Below are 16,749 nucleotides of genomic sequence, written 5' to 3'. Positions count from 1 at the left end.
TTGATATTAGTTAAGTTGAAGTATTAAAGATTGTAAAGGGCGTATATTAATTTGAACAGTTGCTTCTGAATTTTTCACATTTAATAATGCAGTTTGAGTGTTATATAGTTGATCTTTTAAATGGTATTTACCTTCTTTTAATTGCCATAAATCAATTAAATATTTTGGTAATTTGAGTTCAAAACTATACGATTCATTTTCATTAAAATTTGCAACTATTAATAGTTTTTCATCCTCTTTAAAACGAGCATAAGAAATTAAACTACTATTATAATTTTTAGTTGCACTTCTATTAAATGAATGCAAATCGAAATAAGTACCCATTAATGCTTTACTGTTAATTGTAAAATTAAGTAGACGCTTGTAAAAATCTCTTAATTCTACTTCTTCTTTAGTAGATTTACCTGCGTCAAATTTTCCGTTATTCATCCATCTCTGTAAAGTTGGAACCCCTATATAATCGAAAATTGAAGTTCTAGAAGGTGTACCAAAACCAGCATTTTCTGAACCATCTTCTCCTAATTCTTGAGCAAAATAAATCATTGTTGGTGATGAAGATATTGTTGCTGAAACTACCATTGCTGGTTTTCCTTTATTTGCATTTCCTGCAAACTCTTTACTTGCAATTCGTTGCTCATCATGATTTTCTAAAAAATGTAACATATGATGTTCAATGTCTTCTAGGTCTTTAATTATTGGAGGAATATTATCGGTTAGTCCTTTACCTTGAATAATATTTTTTAGGGTATCATACAACTGCACTTTATCATAAAGGTAATCCATTTTTCCCTTCTTTAAATAATCTCTATATAAACTAGGGTTGTATACCTCTGCTAATAAAAAAGCATTCGGATTTTTCATTTTTATATTAGAATTTAGATAACTCCAAAACTCTACTGGTACCATTTCTGCCATATCATACCTAAAGCCATCTACTCCTTTTTGTATCCAATACAAACAAATATCCTTAAACTTTGTCCATGAGTTAGGAACCGTTTTATCTTTCCAAAAAGCATAATGTATTTTATAATTTTCGTTTTCAAATCCTTCTGGAAGTTCTTCAAAATCTTTTTTACCCTCTGGAGAAATACCATAATTTACTTTTACAGTCTCATACCAATCATAAAAACTAGGTTTGGCAGAACGAGACCCATTGCCTGTCCATTTTGCAGGGTATTCATTAAATTTTTTATCTGACGAAGGATGATTTTCTCCTCCAAGCGGCCTATAACCATTCAAAAAATCTGGAACTTCAAATGCTTCATCTGGCACATAATAAAAATTGTTATTTACGTCATATGCAACAGATGTATTATCTTCTGCTCCAAAATTTTTTGCTCCTTTAGGGTTCGTTACACTATGGTAGTTTCTTGCAACGTGATTGGGTACAATATCAATAATTACTTTTAAATTTTGTTGGTGTGTTCGTGCAATTAATGCTTCAAATTCTTCTAAACGGTTGGTAACGTTTTCTGCTAAATCTGGATTTACATTGTAATAATCTTTTACTGCATAAGGTGAACCTGCACGTCCCTTTACCACATCCGGATCGTCATTTGAAATACCAAATGAACTATAATCTGTAATAACATTATGATGTGGAACACCTGTAAACCATATATGAGTTACTCCTAATTTTTTTATTTCGGAAAGCGCTTTATCGGTAAAATCATTAAATTTTCCAACGCCATTTTCTTCCAAAGTTCCCCATGGCTTGTTTGTAGTATTTGTATTGCCAAATAAGCGAGTAAAAACTTGGTAAACAACCTTTTTTTGTGAATTACCAATTTCTAGATTTTGCATTTCTGAAGATGACCTCTCTGATGAACAACCAACAGTTATTACAGCGATTAAAAGGGATAAAAATACTATAAATTTTCTCATGGTGTCTTTTACTTTGTTGCTATTTTAATTTTTACACTTTTATTGGTATTCCAATTCACAGATAAACTTAGCACATTGTTAGTTAAATTAAATGAAGTTTTTTTACCATTTACAAGTACCTTTTTAGGTACCCATGTTATATTGTGTAGTTTAATTTCTATTGTTTTGGATGATGCTTGCCAATTTTTGCCAAGTGTGGCATTGAAGTTAAACTTTAAAAAATTCTTTTTAAGTGTAGATTGAAATGATAAAATTTCATAAACACCTTTTTCTATAGGGTTAGAAACTGTTCCATTATCATTATAAAAAGTTCTTTTAGAAGTTATTACCTCATCATCGTGATAGTAATGTAGCATAAACTCTTTTCCTGTATAAAAATCTGTAGATTGCTTAATTGGAGTTGTTAAAATAAATGCTCCCGCTCTTACATAAGTTGGTATATAATTTTTATGTAAAATAATTTCTTTAGAAACTCCTCCCTTGACCTTATTGTCGGTATAAAAATTAAACCAATTATTAGTTTTAGGAAAATAAATTTCTTTATTTACTACAGAATCTTTTAATATTGGGGTAATTAAAAAATCTTTTCCCCATAAATAAGACTTAGAATAATTTGCCATCTCTTTAGTCTCTTCTTCAAAAAAAATAGGTCTCATTAAAGGGGTTCCTTTTGTATGATTTTCAAACGCAAGATTATAGTTATAGGGTAAAAGTTGATAACGAAGCTCTATTGCCTTGTTTGATAGACTCTTTGCGTTATCACTTCTATAAACAGGTTCGCTAGCTACATCCTCTTGAGCATGTGGTCTAAAAATTGGCTGAAAAACACCATACTGTAACCAACGAACATATAAATTATCGTCTAAATTACTGCCTGCAAAACCACCCAAATCTGAGTGCATATAACCAAAGCCTTGCAACCCCATTTGTAAAGCAATTTCTGGTTGACTTTCTAATCCTCCCCAAGTTCTACTTACGTCCCCAGACCAGGGTATCATTCCAAATCTTTGAGAACCAGCAGCTCCCGAACGCATTAAAATAAAAGGTCTCTCATTAGAATAATCTCTCTTATAACCTTCATAAATTAATTTTGCCCAATCATGGCCATACGTATTATGAACTTCGTTTGCAGAACCCGTTTGGTGTTGCACCCAATGAGGATGTACTTCTGGCTCTCCCAAATCTCCCCAAAGCCCTTTTACTCCCATGTTCAAAATATCTTTATAAATATTCCAAAACCAAACTTTCCCTTCTTTCTTATAAATATCAATAATGCCAGTATTTCCGAAGTAAAAATCATACTTTGCAGGATTTCCTACAGAATCTTTTGCTAAAATATTTTCTTTGGTTGCTTCATCCCACCTCTTTGAATTTGATAAAATGAATGGCTCTGTAATTAAAATAGTTTTTACACCTTTCTTTTTAAAGTTAGAAATCATTCCTTTCATATCTGGAAAAGAATCTTTAAAAACTTCTAAATTACCCATGGTTCCTTGAATGTCTTTTCCGAACCAATACAAATCTAAAATAACAGCATCTACAGGTATATTTTCTTCATTAAACTTGGCTATTGTTCTTTCTGTTTCTGCTTGTGAATGATACCCAAACCGACTAGAAAAATTACCCAACGCCCACCTTGGTGGTAAGGGTTGTTTGCCTGTTAATTTGGTGTAATTATCAATTAAATTTTCCCATGAGTTTCCTACAATTACTTGGTATTTTTTTGTTCCAGAAATGGTTTCATAGGTTAAAGAGTTGTCTTTTTTACTATCTAAATCTAAATAACCAACAGGAGCATTATCGAAATGTAGCATGTACTTTTTTGAAGAAATTACTATTGGAAGTGTAAAATTCATTAATTCCGAATAGTTTTCATACCCATAATGGGCTTTATTAAACAAAGGCAAACGGTGCCCTCGCCTATTCATTCCTAAAGCCCTCGAACCTGTTCCGTATAAAACTTCGCTTTCTGATAAATTAAATTCAATTTTCTCTGTTTCTGCTGCTATAATATTTTCTTTTACCGCTTCTAATGGAATATGGTCTGAAATATAGTATCCCCTTTTTTCTGATGTAACAAGGGCTCCTCTATAAAAATAACTAATTTTAAAAGGTTTTTTATCAATAACGACTTTAATTCCGTTAGAGGCATAAGTTACTCTATTAGCTGTTTCATTAATATTTATGGATATTTTTTGAGGTGACAATACAACTGCATGAGAAGCTGAAGAAACTGTTTGATAAGTTGGCACAAACAAGGTTTCTACAATTTTATCAGAATAAAATTGAATTATATAATTACCATCAGAAACTGCTATCTCAAATTTATTACCCTTTAAAAATTTTGCATCCTTAAAAATTCGTCCTGAATTTTGTGCCCAAGAATAGGCAGATAAAAAAAGGACAATAATTACAATTTTTATAGTTTTCATTTACTAACATTTACAAGTTACAGAGGTTACAAAACTTTAAAAAAATTTAATTACTACAACTTAGTGGTTAATATAATACTTCCTTTACTAGTTAAGCTTAGTGAGTCACTCCAACGAATAGTGGCATCTGTTATAATATTTTTTACTATTTTTCCTTGTAATCCAATCTCGTTAAAACGGTTTAAATCAATTTTTAGCGGATTATCATTCTTATTAATAATCGTTACAACCACTTCATCTTCAAGAATTCTAAATAAAAAGTAAACTCCATTTACTGGTGCAAAATGTACTGTTTTACCTGTATGAATTGCTTTTGATGATTTTCTGAAATTCAGTAATTTTTTAAGAAATCGTTGCATTTCTATCTGACTACTAGTTAAGCCAGTTCCATCAAATGCATTCACAACATCATTTTGCCAACCTCCAGGAAAATCTGTTCGAATTAAACCATGGTCTCCTGGTTTATTAAAGTCGTTCATTAAAATTTCTGTTCCATAATAAATTTGTGGAATTCTTGGTAAAGTTAAGTGAACAGATAGTGCCATTTTAGTAAGAGTTATATTTCCATTTAATTGGGTAAAAATTCTACTCATATCGTGGTTATCAGGAAAAGTAAGTAAGTCTTTCGGACTTGCATAATGAAAATCATTTGCTAAACCCTCGTAAATTTTCACTAAACCAGTATCCCAACTTTCTTTTTCATTTAAAGCTTCTACAATTTTTTTTTGCATAGCAAAATCCATTGTCGATGATAAGTTAGACTCATAACCATCACGATTATTGGCCCCTTTTTGCCAATACCCAATAAGTAAAGGATTATAGCTCCATTCTTCTCCAACAATAGAAAAATTTGGATATTCTGCCATAATTGCTCCCGCCCAATTACTCATAAACTCTTTGTCTGGATAAGGATATGTATCTTGTCTTATACCGCTTAAGCCAATAGTTTCTATCCACCAAATACTGTTTTGTATGATGTATTTGGCCATAAATGGATTTTTCTGATTCAAATCTGGCATAGAATTCACAAACCAACCTTTCGTATTTTGAGCGGCATCAACTTTTGATGCATATAAGTCTTGGTTGGTAGTTCTTCTATGATTAGAAGTTATTAAAGTTCCATTTTTCTCAAAATTTTCTTGATAATTTAACCAATCATTAAAAGGTAAATCTTTCATCCACCAGTGTTCGCTACCACAATGATTCGCTACCTGATCCATAATTAATTTTATACCTTTTTCAGCAGCTTTATCTGCCAATTCTCTATACTCTTTTAAAGTTCCAAATCGTGGATCTATTTTATATAAATCTGTTATTGCATAACCATGATACGAAGATTTTTTCATATCATTTACCAGCAATGGGCATGACCAAATTGCTGTAAAACCCATACTATCAATATAGTCTAAATGATTTGTAATTCCTTTAATATCACCTCCATGACGTGCATAATCATCTTTTCTATCAATTGTTTTTTCTTTCATAGAAATATCAATATCATTAGAAATATTGGCATTTGCAAAACGATCTGGTGTAATCAAATAAAGAACATCTGCACTATTAAAACCAACATATTTTTCGGGTGATTTTTCTCTATCCTTTAGCTCGTATGTATGCACTTTTTCCGATGTTCCTGTAGCTGTAAAAACAATATTAAATTTTCCTGGTTTGGTTTTTTCAGAAATTACCAAATCTATAAACAAGTAATTATTGCTAGTTGCTTTATGAACTTTTTTAATTTGAACTCCTTCATAAGATATACTAGGAGTAAAATTACCAATATTAGGTTCCTTTACTAATAGTTGTAAAGAGGTATTTTTAAACCCAACAAACCAATTTGGTGGCTCTACCCTTTCTAATGAATCTGTAATTTTCAATTTCGAAACAATAGTATCCTCTTTTTTAATAGAAGAATTATTGCATGCAAAAAAAAGTACTAATAATAGTGGATAAATAGCTTTAAAATATTTCATTGGTTGTTGTTTTAAAAAACTCCAAAAACCATTATACTAAGGTTTTTGGAGTTCTATTTATAACTTTTATATGGTTACCAAATTGTTTGGTGATACTAAAAAAGATTTGCCATTAACTTTAATGTTTAAATCTGATGTTCCTTCCAATTCGAACAACGTTTCTGATTGATGAACCACTACTTTTAAAACTTGATTTCTAAAATTAACTTTAAAAGAATAAGACTCCCATTCCTTCGGTATTTTAGGAGCAAAACAAAGTGTGTTATCTTGAACTCTCATTCCTCCAAAACCTTCTACTATACTCATCCATGTACCTGCCATAGATGTTATATGAAGGCCCTCTTCTACTTCATGATTGTAATCATCTAAGTCTAAACGAGAGGTTCTTAAGTAGAATTCGTACGCCTGGTCCATTCTGTTTAATTTTGCAGCTTGTATACTGTGTACACAGGGAGAAAGTGAACTTTCATGCACCGTAAATGGTTCGTAAAAATCGAAATGACGTGCTAACTCTTCTGTCGTAAAATGGTCTTCGAACATGTAAAAACCTTGTAAAGTATCTGCTTGCTTAATATAAGGTGAACGCAAAATACGATCCCAACTCCACTTTTGGTTAATAGGTCTTTGATTTTTATCCAAATCTGCAACTGTTATTAATTCTTTATCTAAAAAACCATCTTGTTGCAAAAAAACCTGGTGTTTTTCTGAGTATGGAAAATACATATTATCTGCTACTTTTTTCCAACCCTGTAACTCATCATCGCTAAACTCAACTTTATCTTTAATTCTTGTATAGTCTTGAGCATAATCTCTTTTTACTACTTCTATATTTTCTAAAGCGTAGTTTAAACACCATTTTGCAATGTAATTGGTATAGAAATTATTGTTAATATTATTTTCATACTCATTTGGCCCTGTTACACCTAACATTACATACTTATTTTTTTCTTTCGAAAAATTTACTCTTTGATACCAAAAACGTGCAATAGCTATTAGTACTTCTAAGCCTTTTTCTGGAATATAAGTGTAATCGTTAGTAAACCTATGGTAGTTATAAATAGCAAATGCAATAGCGCCATTTCTATGAATTTCTTCAAAAGTAATTTCCCACTCATTGTGGCATTCTTCTCCATTCATAGTTACCATAGGATATAATGCTGCTCCGTTAGAAAAACCTAATTTTTCTGCATTTTCTATGGCTTTATTTAGATGATTATACCTGTACTCTAATAGAGTTCTTGCAACCGATTGGTCTTTTGTTGCCATGTAAAAAGGAATGCAATACGCTTCTGTATCCCAATAGGTACTTCCACCGTATTTCTCTCCAGTAAATCCTTTTGGACCGATATTTAGAGAGGCATCGGTTCCTAAATACGTTTGGTTTAATTGAAAAATATTAAATCGAATACCTTGCTGGGCTTTTATGTCTCCTTTAATTGTAATATCTGACATTTGCCAAATCTTTGCCCACGCTTTTTTTTGTTGCTCTAACAAATTGTTAAAACCTAAAGTAGTTGCTTTTTCTAAAGCCCTCTCTGCTGCCGCTTGTAATGTTTCTTTTTTATGATTTCTGTCCACCACATAACCTCCAAATTTATGAATCGTAAACGAATCATTTACAGAAACTTCTTGTGTGTAAGTTGTGGTTATAGTTTTTTCTGTTCTACTATTTATAAAATCTGAGTTAATCTCCGAGCCATTCAAAAATAAACGAGACTCCATAAATGTACACGTGTAAAAATGTGTTTTCATGGTTCTTGCCTCTATAAAAGATTGCTCTTTATGCTGCTCCACTTTTAAAACATCCCAAAACTGATCATCCCAGTTTGTATCTTCATTAGTAATGCCTGCATCTAAATAAGGAGCATAGGTAATTTTAGCAGATGTATTTAAAGGTGTAACAGTATAATTAATGGCACCTACTTCATCTAAATCTAAACTTAAAAAACGAATAGTCTCTACTTTAATTCTTACATCATTTTTAAGCAACGCCTCAAAACTTCTAGACAACCAACCTTCTTTCATGTTTAATTCTCTTTTAAATTTTGAAACTTCTTTACAGGTGTGTAAATCTAAGCTTTCATCATTAACTGTTACGTTTATTCCTATCCAACTTGGGGCATTTAGCACTTTGGCAAAATACTCTGGATACCCATTTTTCCACCATCCAACTCTTGTTTTATCAGGATAATACACTCCTGCTATATAACTTCCTTGAAAAGTTTTTCCTGTATATGTTTCTTCGAAATTTGCACGTTGTCCCATAGCACCGTTTCCAATACTAAATAAACTTTCTGAGGATTTTACTCTGGTGGCATCAAATCCATCTTCTATAATTGACCAAGCGTTTGGCTGAATATAATCTTGATTCATTTTTATACTTTTAGAGAAAAAGAAAGAAAATAAATTACTTTACATATTTATTAAAAACTCTTTCAAGCTTTTTCTTTCTTATTTTTTTCTTTTTTATTTTTTTATATTAGGTATGCTTATGCATGTATCAACCTAGTTAAGAAGTTGATATCTATTTTTGTAAAGTTTTTAAAATTAAATTTTGCCTCATTTAATATTTGGGCATCTCCAATTCCTACACTTGTCATATTTGCATTATTGGCTGCTTCTATTCCTGCTACTGCATCTTCAAATACAATACAATTTTCTGGCTTTACACCTAGTTGTTTGGCTGCCAATAAAAAAACTTCTGGGTCTGGTTTTGCTTTTGTAACATTATTACCGTCTACAATTGCATCAAAATAATGTAACAATCCAACTTTTTCTAAAATAGGTTGCGCATTTTTACTTGCAGACCCTAGTGCAATAGGAAGTTTATTTTTCTTTAAAAACTCTAATATTTTTGGAACGTCAGGTAAAATTTCTGAGGCGTCCATTTTTTCAATATACTTTAAATAGTCAATATTTTTTTCAACCATCCAAGTATCAAACTGTTCTTTAGTTGCGTTTACACTACCTATATCTAATAAAATTTCTAAGCAGCGTTTTCTACTAACTCCTTTAAACAATTCGTTATGAGTTTCTGTAAACTCAAAACCTAAATGATTGGCTAATTTTTTCCACGCTAAATAATGATATTTAGCTGTATCTACAATAACTCCGTCTAAATCGAATATAAATCCTTTTGTATTCATTCTTTAATTTTCTGCTTGATAACTGATTGCATTTTTATTGGTAATTAATAAGTTACAAAAACCAGCAATTATTAAACTAATTCCAGCAATTGTCATGGCATGAATAGCTTCTTCACCCAAAAGGCTAGATACATAGTTAATACCACCAAGGGCTGCTATAATTTGAGGTATAACAATAAACATGTTAAAAATTCCCATGATTACGCCCATTTTTTTCGGATCTACCGAGCTAGATAACATTGCATATGGCATAGATAAAATACTACCCCAAGCAAAACCTATCAGTACAAAACAGTATTTTAGGTTTTCTGGTGATGCATAATTCATCAATAAAAAACCAACACCCCCAAGAAACAATGAGAAAAAATGTACAAACTTTCTGTTTATGGTTCGTTTAGATGTGTAAAAGGTTAATAATAGTGCAAATGCCATAGAAGATAATCCGTAAATTCCCATAGCAGAACCTACTGAATTAGAAGATTCTTGAAACTTTGTATTTGCTATTTTATAGGCTTCTGCCTGAACCGAATCTGCCATGTTATAGGCTGTTTCTTGAGGTGCAGGAGTTTTAAAGACATGCTCTGTTAAAGCGGGGTTTGCCAAAGACCACATTGTAAAAAAAGCAAACCATGAGAAAAATTGGACCAAACCAAGCTTTTTCATTGTTAATGGCATGCTACCAATATTATCTACAATATCTTTTATGAAATTGTTTTTTTCGAGCTTCTCCTCCTCAAAAGCCTTCATATCTTCTGGCGGATATTCATCTGTTGTAAAAACAGTATAAAGTATGCTCAATAAAAATACAAGTGCACCAATAGCAAAAGCCACTTTTACAGACATAGAAACCACTCCGGGTTCGCCTGAATTACTAATACCTAATTTAGAAACCATCCAGGGTAAATTACTTGCTACCCATGTTCCAATACCAATAATTAAAGTTTGAACAACAAAACCATAAGATCTCTGAGATTCTGGAAGCTTATCTGCTACCAAAGCTCGAAATGGTTCCATAGAAATATTAATGGAGGCATCTAAAATCCAAAGAAAGCCAGCTGCCACCCATAAAACTGAAGAGTGAGGAACTAAAAATAATGCTAATGAGCTTAAGATTGCTCCTATTAAAAAATAAGGTCTCCTTCTACCCCATTTAGGGCTCCAAGTTCTATCACTCATATAACCAATTATGGGTTGTACAAGCAATCCTGTTAAAGGTGCGGCTATCCAAAGCAACGGAATATCATCTTTTGCTGCTCCAAGATCTTGAAAAATTCTTGACATAAATCCGCCCTGAAGGGCAAATCCGAATTGTATCCCTAGAAACCCGAAACTCATGTTCCAAATTTGCCAGAAATTTAATGTACGCTTTTCCATTATCGAATATTATAAATGAATATTACAATAAGTTTTATACTTATCAATTAATTAAATGTGTGGAATGCAATCTATTGATAAATCGTACTATGGCAACAAAAGTAGTAGTTTTTTATTAATATTGTAAAAAAAACTTTTTAAATTAACGACGACGGTTTCGTAATTATTAATTTTTGGTAGATTCTCGTAACTTTAAATCACTAGAAATTACAATAGTTTTAGGCTTATATTCTTCTGAATCTTTTTCTATTCTCTCGATAAGCATTTCTATAACTTGCCTTCCCATGGTTAAACCATGTTGTGCAATAGTAGTAATTGATGGAGATGCATAGGCAGATATTTGACCATCTGTAAACCCAATTATAGAAATCTCATTAGGTATTTGCAATCCCTTTTCTTTTGCTATTCGAATAGATTTTGCTGCATAAATTTCATTTACCGCAAACACTCCGTCTACACCTTCTTTTATTACTGTTCGTATTTGCTCCTTAACATCAATAGATTCATCAACTTCAACAATAACACTGGTATCTATTTCAAAACCATTCTCTTTTAATGCTCTTTCATAGCCTTTTCTTCTTAAAGCTCCCACATTTACATGCTCTGGCGTTGTAATTAACGCAATTTTTTTACACCCTTGATTTAGAAGATATTTTGTGGCTTTAAAACCAGCACCAACATCATCCACCACAACTTTATCGCATCTAATTTCTGGCACAACTCTATCAAATAAAACCAAAGGTATTTCTTCATTTACCAAATCTTTAAAATGATTAAAATCTTTATTTTTTAAGGTTTCACTAGCTATGGATACAATTAAACCATCAACGCTACCATTCGATAACACTTTTAGGGTTTCTACCTCTTTTTGATATGACTCATTCGAGAAACATACCATAATATTATACCCTTTTTTGTTGGCTCCTTCTTCGATGCCTTTTATAACAGTAGAAAAAAAATGATGTACAATTTTTGGTAAAATAACTCCAATTAACTTTGTTTTCTGATTTCTTAACTGAAGTGCCAAATTATTAGGCTTGTAATTATAATGATTTGCAAAAGCCTGAATTTTATCTTTTGTTTCTTTACTAATTTCATGACTATCCTTTAAAGCCTTAGAAACTGTAGACGTTGAAACCCCCAATTCTTTTGCTATTGTCTTTATCGTAATTTTTTGCTTCATATCTTATCAAAGTTGAATTTTAACATTGCTTTTTTAACAGATTTGCAATCTTTCTAGATAAAGTTGTCAACACGAAACCGATTTCGTAACTTTTAGAAAGTGCTAAATAGATATTTACATTCTATATTTACAAAGTGGAATGTAAATTTATTGTTAATTCAAAATCAAATTTACAGTTATTATTTAACAAATTATACATGAAAAATTTTAAATTATTGTTGATTGGACTTCTTTTAAGTACCTCTTTTACAATGTTTGCTCAACAAACAGTAAAAGGAGTCGTAAAAGAAAAATCATCTGGTGAAGCTTTACCAGGTGTAAGTGTTATGATTAAAGGTACTAATAAAGGTACCGAAACTGATTTTGATGGTAATTTTACCATCGAAAAAGTAGCATCGGGCGATACCTTAGTTTTTAGGTATTTAGGATATGCTAACAAAGAAATAGTACTAACTACAGACTTTAATTTGGTAGTGAGTTTAGAAGCTTCTACAGAGCAATTAGATGAAATTGTTATTGTAGGTTATGGTACAACTACCGTTAAAGATGCCACAGGATCTGTTGAGGCAATTACTGCAAAAGAATTTACTAAGGGTAATATTGTTACCCCAGAAAATTTATTAAGCGGTCGTGTTGCTGGTGTTAACATTAATACAAGTGGTGCACCTGGTTCTGGTTCTGAAATTAGAATTCGTGGGGGCTCTTCTTTAAATGCATCTAACAATCCTTTAATTGTTATAGATGGTTTACCAATGTCTGGCACTGCAGGTGGTTCTAGAGGTGTTTTAGCTAGTATAAACCCAAACGACATTGAATCTTTTTCTGTTCTAAAAGATGCTTCTGCAACCTCAATTTATGGTTCTAGAGGAGCAAATGGTGTTATTATTATTACCACCAAAAAAGGTAGAACAGATTATAGCTTAGACTACGACTACCAAATGGGTTTTGGAGAAGTAGTAGATAGAGTTAGTGTTTTTAACGGAAACGACTTTAGAAATTTAGTTTCTCAAAGAAGACCTAGTGATGTTGGTTTATTAGGCTCTGCAAACACAAACTGGCAAGATGAGATATTGCAAAAATCTGTTTCTACGCAACACAATTTAACTGCAAGAGGGCAAATTTTTAACAGAATACCCACAAGATTATCTGTAGGTTTTTCTTCTATTGAAGGAAACATATTAACCTCTCAATACGATAGAGCAACTGTATCGCTTTCTATGAATCCATCTTTTTTTGATGATCATTTAAAAATAAATCTTAACTACAACAGGGCTTTTGAAGATAACAGATTTGCTGATGCTGGTCAGGTTGGTGCAGCTCTAAGATACGACCCAACACAACCAGTTAGAGATGCCTCTTCTCCTTTTGGTGGCTTTTACCAACATATTACTAGAGATGCTAATGGGGTAATTGTACAAAACGGAACAAGAAATCCTGTTGCGGCACTGCTACAAAACAATAATGTTTCTGATGTTTTTAGACATTACGGAAACTTAAATATCGACTATAAATTTCACTTTTTACCAGAATTAAAAGCAACATTAAATGTTGGTTTCGATAAATCTGTAGGTGAGGGAACAAGTTTTAACCCATTAAATAGCCCAGCAAGTTATACCGATTTATTTGTAGGAAATGATTCTGCATACAGAAATGAAGTATTAAACGAATCTTTAGACGGGTACTTAAACTATGTGAACACCTTTGGCAAAACAAAGTTAGATGCCATGGTTGGGTATTCTTACCAAACTTTTAATGGTAATGGAAACAGTACCGGAAACAGAAGAAACTTTAACGACCAAGGTGCAACTTCTTACGTTAATACACCGGTTGTTCTTATAGGTTTTTTAGCTAGAACAAACATTACTTTTAACGAAAAATACCTGCTAACTCTTAACTATAGAAGAGATGGAACTTCTAGATTTGGACCTCAAAATAGATGGGGAAACTTTGGTGGTGCCGCATTGGCTTGGAGAGTTAGTGATGAAGACTTCTTAAAAGACAACGAAGTAATATCTGAGCTTAAACTTCGTGCCTCATAAGGTATTAACGGTCAGCAAGATGGTATTGCTGGAGATTTATATTTAGACAGATATCGTTTTGGAAACCAAAACTCTCAGTTTTTATTTGGTGGAACTCCAATAGCTGCTACTATTCCTTCGGAAAGAAGTAACTTAAAATGGGAAAATACTGCAACGATAGAGTTAGGTGTAGATTACGGGTTGTTTGATAACAAAATAACAGGTTCTATAAACGCATTTCAAAAAAACTCTACCGACTTATTGTCAGACGCACCAGTAGCCGATGGTAGTAACTTTACCAACCGAGTTTTACAAAATGTAGGAGACTTACAAGTAAATGGTATCGAATTTACCGTGAACGCCGACCTTATTAAAAATGAAGATATCGATTGGAATATTAATTTTAATGCTACGTATTTAGACAGAGAGATTAAAAAATTAGCCTTAGATCAAGATATTACAACAGGCGGAATTGCAGGTGGTACTGGAAACTTTATTCAATTATTTAGTGAAGGTTTCGCACCAAATTCATTTTATGTTTACAAGCAACTTTATGATACAGCTGGTAACCCAATAGAAGGTGCTTACGCCGATTTAAATGGTGATGATATCATTAATTCTGATGATAGATATTTGAAAGAAAATCCACAAGCAGATTTAGCATTAGGTTTTCAATCTAGCTTTAATTACAAAAATTTCGACTTGGCTTTTAACCTAAGAGCTCAAATTGGTAATTATGCATACAACAACGTAAATTCTGCAAATGCACAATACGATCTTTTACAAGATAATGCTGTATTAGGAAACCTACCTACATCGGTTTTAAATACAAACTTTCAAAGAACTTCTGATGTAATATTATCAGACTTATACTTAGAAAATGCATCCTTCTTAAGAATGGACAACATTACTTTAGGATATACTTTTAATAGACCTATTAAAAAATTTGCCTCTAACAGCATCCGTTTATGGGCTGGTATGCAAAATGTATTTGTGCTTACAAACTACACTGGTTTAGATCCAGAAGTTTTTGGAGGTATAGATAATAATATTTATCCAAGACCAAGAACATTTTTAATTGGTGCAAACATTAAATTTTAATTAATAAATAATTAATTATGAAAAATATATTCAAAATCAAGAAAATTACTACCCTACTTTTGGTTATGGTAATAGCTGTATCTTCTTGTACAAAAGACCTAAATATTACACCAAAAGATGACCAAGATTTATTAGGTGAAGACTTTTTTGCAAAAGAAACTGCCTATAAAGAATTACTAGCAGGTGTATACGGAAACTTATCTTTAACAGGTATTGATGGCCCAGGATCGTCTAATATTGATGGTTTAGATGCCGGAACTAGCCAGTTTGGTAGAGTTTTATTGTACCTACAAACTCTTTCTGCAGATCAAATGATTTGGTCTTATGAAAATGACCCTGGTACAAGAGAAATTCAAAGAAATATTTGGAACGCCAACGATCCTATTATTACAGGTATGTTTGGTAGAACTCATGTTACTATTGCATTTGCAAATAATTTTTTAAGAGAAACTACCGACGATAAATTAAATGCAAGAGGTGTTTCTGATGCAGTAAAATCTGAAATTAAAACCTACAGAGCCGAAGCTCGCTTGTTAAGAGCAATGTCTTATTATTACATGATGGATATTTTTGGTCAGGCAAACTTTAGTACAGAAGATGATGCCATAAATACCAAACCAAAAGCATATAATAGAACTCAACTATTCAATTATATAGAAACCGAACTTAAAGATATTGAGGCAGACTTAGCTGCACCAAAAACCAATGAGCACGGTAGAGCAGACCAGGGCGTTGCTTGGATGATTTTAGCAAAAATATACCTAAATGCAGAAGTGTACATCGGTGAGGCTAAATACACAGAGTGTTTAGACTACACAAAGAAAATTATTGCTGGTGGCTATACTTTAGCTACTGAATATAAACATAATTTTATGGCAGATAACGATTCGAACTCTGCTAAAAATGAAATTATATTTCCACTAATTTCAGATGGAACATACACTCAAAATTATGGCCCAACAACAGTTATGATTAATGGTTCTGTAGGAAGCTTAGAAGCAAATGGTGCCGCTTTGGGTGTTGGTGCTGCTGGTTGGGGTGGAGCAATTCGCCTTAGAAAACAATTTGTACAATTATTTGACGGTGGTATTTACAATACAGATACAAGAAACTCAATCATTAAAGCAAATAGAAGTATTGAAATAACAGACATTTCCAACAAAGACCAAGGTTTTGTTTTAGAAAAATACTCAAATGCAAAATCTACAGGAGGTTTTGGTGTAGACCAAACATTTGTAGATACTGATTTTCCTTTGTTTAGATTAGCAGATGTATACTTAATGTATGCCGAAGCTCATTTAAGAGGTGGTACTGGAGCAAATACTACAGATTTAGAAGGGTATATTAATGCCCTAAGAACAAGAGCAAAAAATCCGCAAAATAATTTAACAATTGCCGACATCGATTTAGACTTTATTATTGATGAAAGAGCAAGAGAATTACATTGGGAAGCACACAGACGTCAAGATTTAATTCGTTTTGGTCGTTTTACAGGTGGAAATTATAATTGGGCTTGGAAAGGAAATGGTACAAACGGAATTTCTCTTTCAGCTGACTTAAAATTATATCCAATTCCTGCAGCAAGTTTAGCCTCTAATCCAGATTTGAAACAAAACCCTGGATATTAATTAATATACA

The 16,749-nt window shown here is 32.1% G+C and carries 10 protein-coding genes; 3 read left to right on the top strand and 7 right to left on the bottom strand.

Going from position 1 to position 16,749, the window contains the following annotated elements:
* Positions 1–6: 6 nt before the first annotated feature.
* The 7 genes from WHD54_RS10920 to WHD54_RS10890 all read right to left on the bottom strand — a co-directional run bounded on the left by WHD54_RS10920 (position 7) and on the right by WHD54_RS10890 (position 11,992).
* Entirely contained in the window at positions 7–1,884 is a 1,878-nt protein-coding gene (locus WHD54_RS10920) for an alpha-amylase family protein (RefSeq protein WP_088323390.1), read from the bottom strand.
* Positions 1,885–1,892: 8 nt separating this feature from the next.
* Positions 1,893–4,316, bottom strand: a complete 2,424-nt coding sequence (locus WHD54_RS10915) for a TIM-barrel domain-containing protein (protein ID WP_088323391.1) — start codon at positions 4,314–4,316, stop codon at positions 1,893–1,895.
* Positions 4,317–4,369: 53 nt separating this feature from the next.
* Positions 4,370–6,289 (bottom strand): glycoside hydrolase family 13 protein, encoded by a 1,920-nt coding sequence (locus WHD54_RS10910; RefSeq protein WP_088323392.1) that lies wholly within the window; start codon positions 6,287–6,289, stop codon positions 4,370–4,372.
* 66 nt (positions 6,290–6,355) lie between these two features.
* Entirely contained in the window at positions 6,356–8,662 is a 2,307-nt protein-coding gene (locus tag WHD54_RS10905; RefSeq protein ID WP_088323393.1) for a glycoside hydrolase family 65 protein, read from the bottom strand.
* Positions 8,663–8,778: 116 nt separating this feature from the next.
* Positions 8,779–9,435, bottom strand: coding sequence for a beta-phosphoglucomutase (gene pgmB / locus WHD54_RS10900; protein ID WP_088323394.1), 657 nt, complete (start codon positions 9,433–9,435; stop codon positions 8,779–8,781).
* 3 nt (positions 9,436–9,438) lie between these two features.
* Entirely contained in the window at positions 9,439–10,809 is a 1,371-nt protein-coding gene (locus WHD54_RS10895) for an MFS transporter (RefSeq protein ID WP_088323395.1), read from the bottom strand.
* 166 nt (positions 10,810–10,975) lie between these two features.
* Positions 10,976–11,992, bottom strand: coding sequence for a LacI family DNA-binding transcriptional regulator (locus tag WHD54_RS10890; protein ID WP_088323396.1), 1,017 nt, complete (start codon positions 11,990–11,992; stop codon positions 10,976–10,978).
* A 197-nt stretch (positions 11,993–12,189) separates the two neighbouring features.
* Between WHD54_RS10890 and WHD54_RS10885 the strand changes: the two genes are divergently transcribed.
* From WHD54_RS10885 to WHD54_RS10875, 3 genes are read left to right on the top strand one after another with little or no spacing between them, the layout of a single operon-like run.
* On the top strand, positions 12,190–14,031 hold the full coding sequence (locus WHD54_RS10885) for a SusC/RagA family TonB-linked outer membrane protein (protein ID WP_340767308.1): 1,842 nt from the start codon (positions 12,190–12,192) through the stop codon (positions 14,029–14,031).
* 3 nt (positions 14,032–14,034) lie between these two features.
* Positions 14,035–15,111 carry a TonB-dependent receptor domain-containing protein gene (locus WHD54_RS10880; RefSeq protein ID WP_340767776.1) on the top strand — a complete coding sequence of 359 codons (1,077 nt, stop codon included), beginning with the start codon at positions 14,035–14,037 and terminating at the stop codon, positions 15,109–15,111.
* 17 nt (positions 15,112–15,128) lie between these two features.
* A complete protein-coding gene (locus WHD54_RS10875; protein ID WP_088323397.1) occupies positions 15,129–16,739 on the top strand; it encodes a RagB/SusD family nutrient uptake outer membrane protein in 1,611 nt (536 codons plus the stop codon).
* Positions 16,740–16,749 lie beyond the last annotated feature (10 nt).

This window comes from Polaribacter tangerinus, assembly GCF_038024095.1.
In the GTDB taxonomy this organism is placed as follows: Bacteria; Bacteroidota; Bacteroidia; order Flavobacteriales; family Flavobacteriaceae; genus Polaribacter; species Polaribacter tangerinus.
Note: the sequence above shows the minus strand (reverse complement) of the source record. Positions and strands in the feature narration are given on the sequence as shown.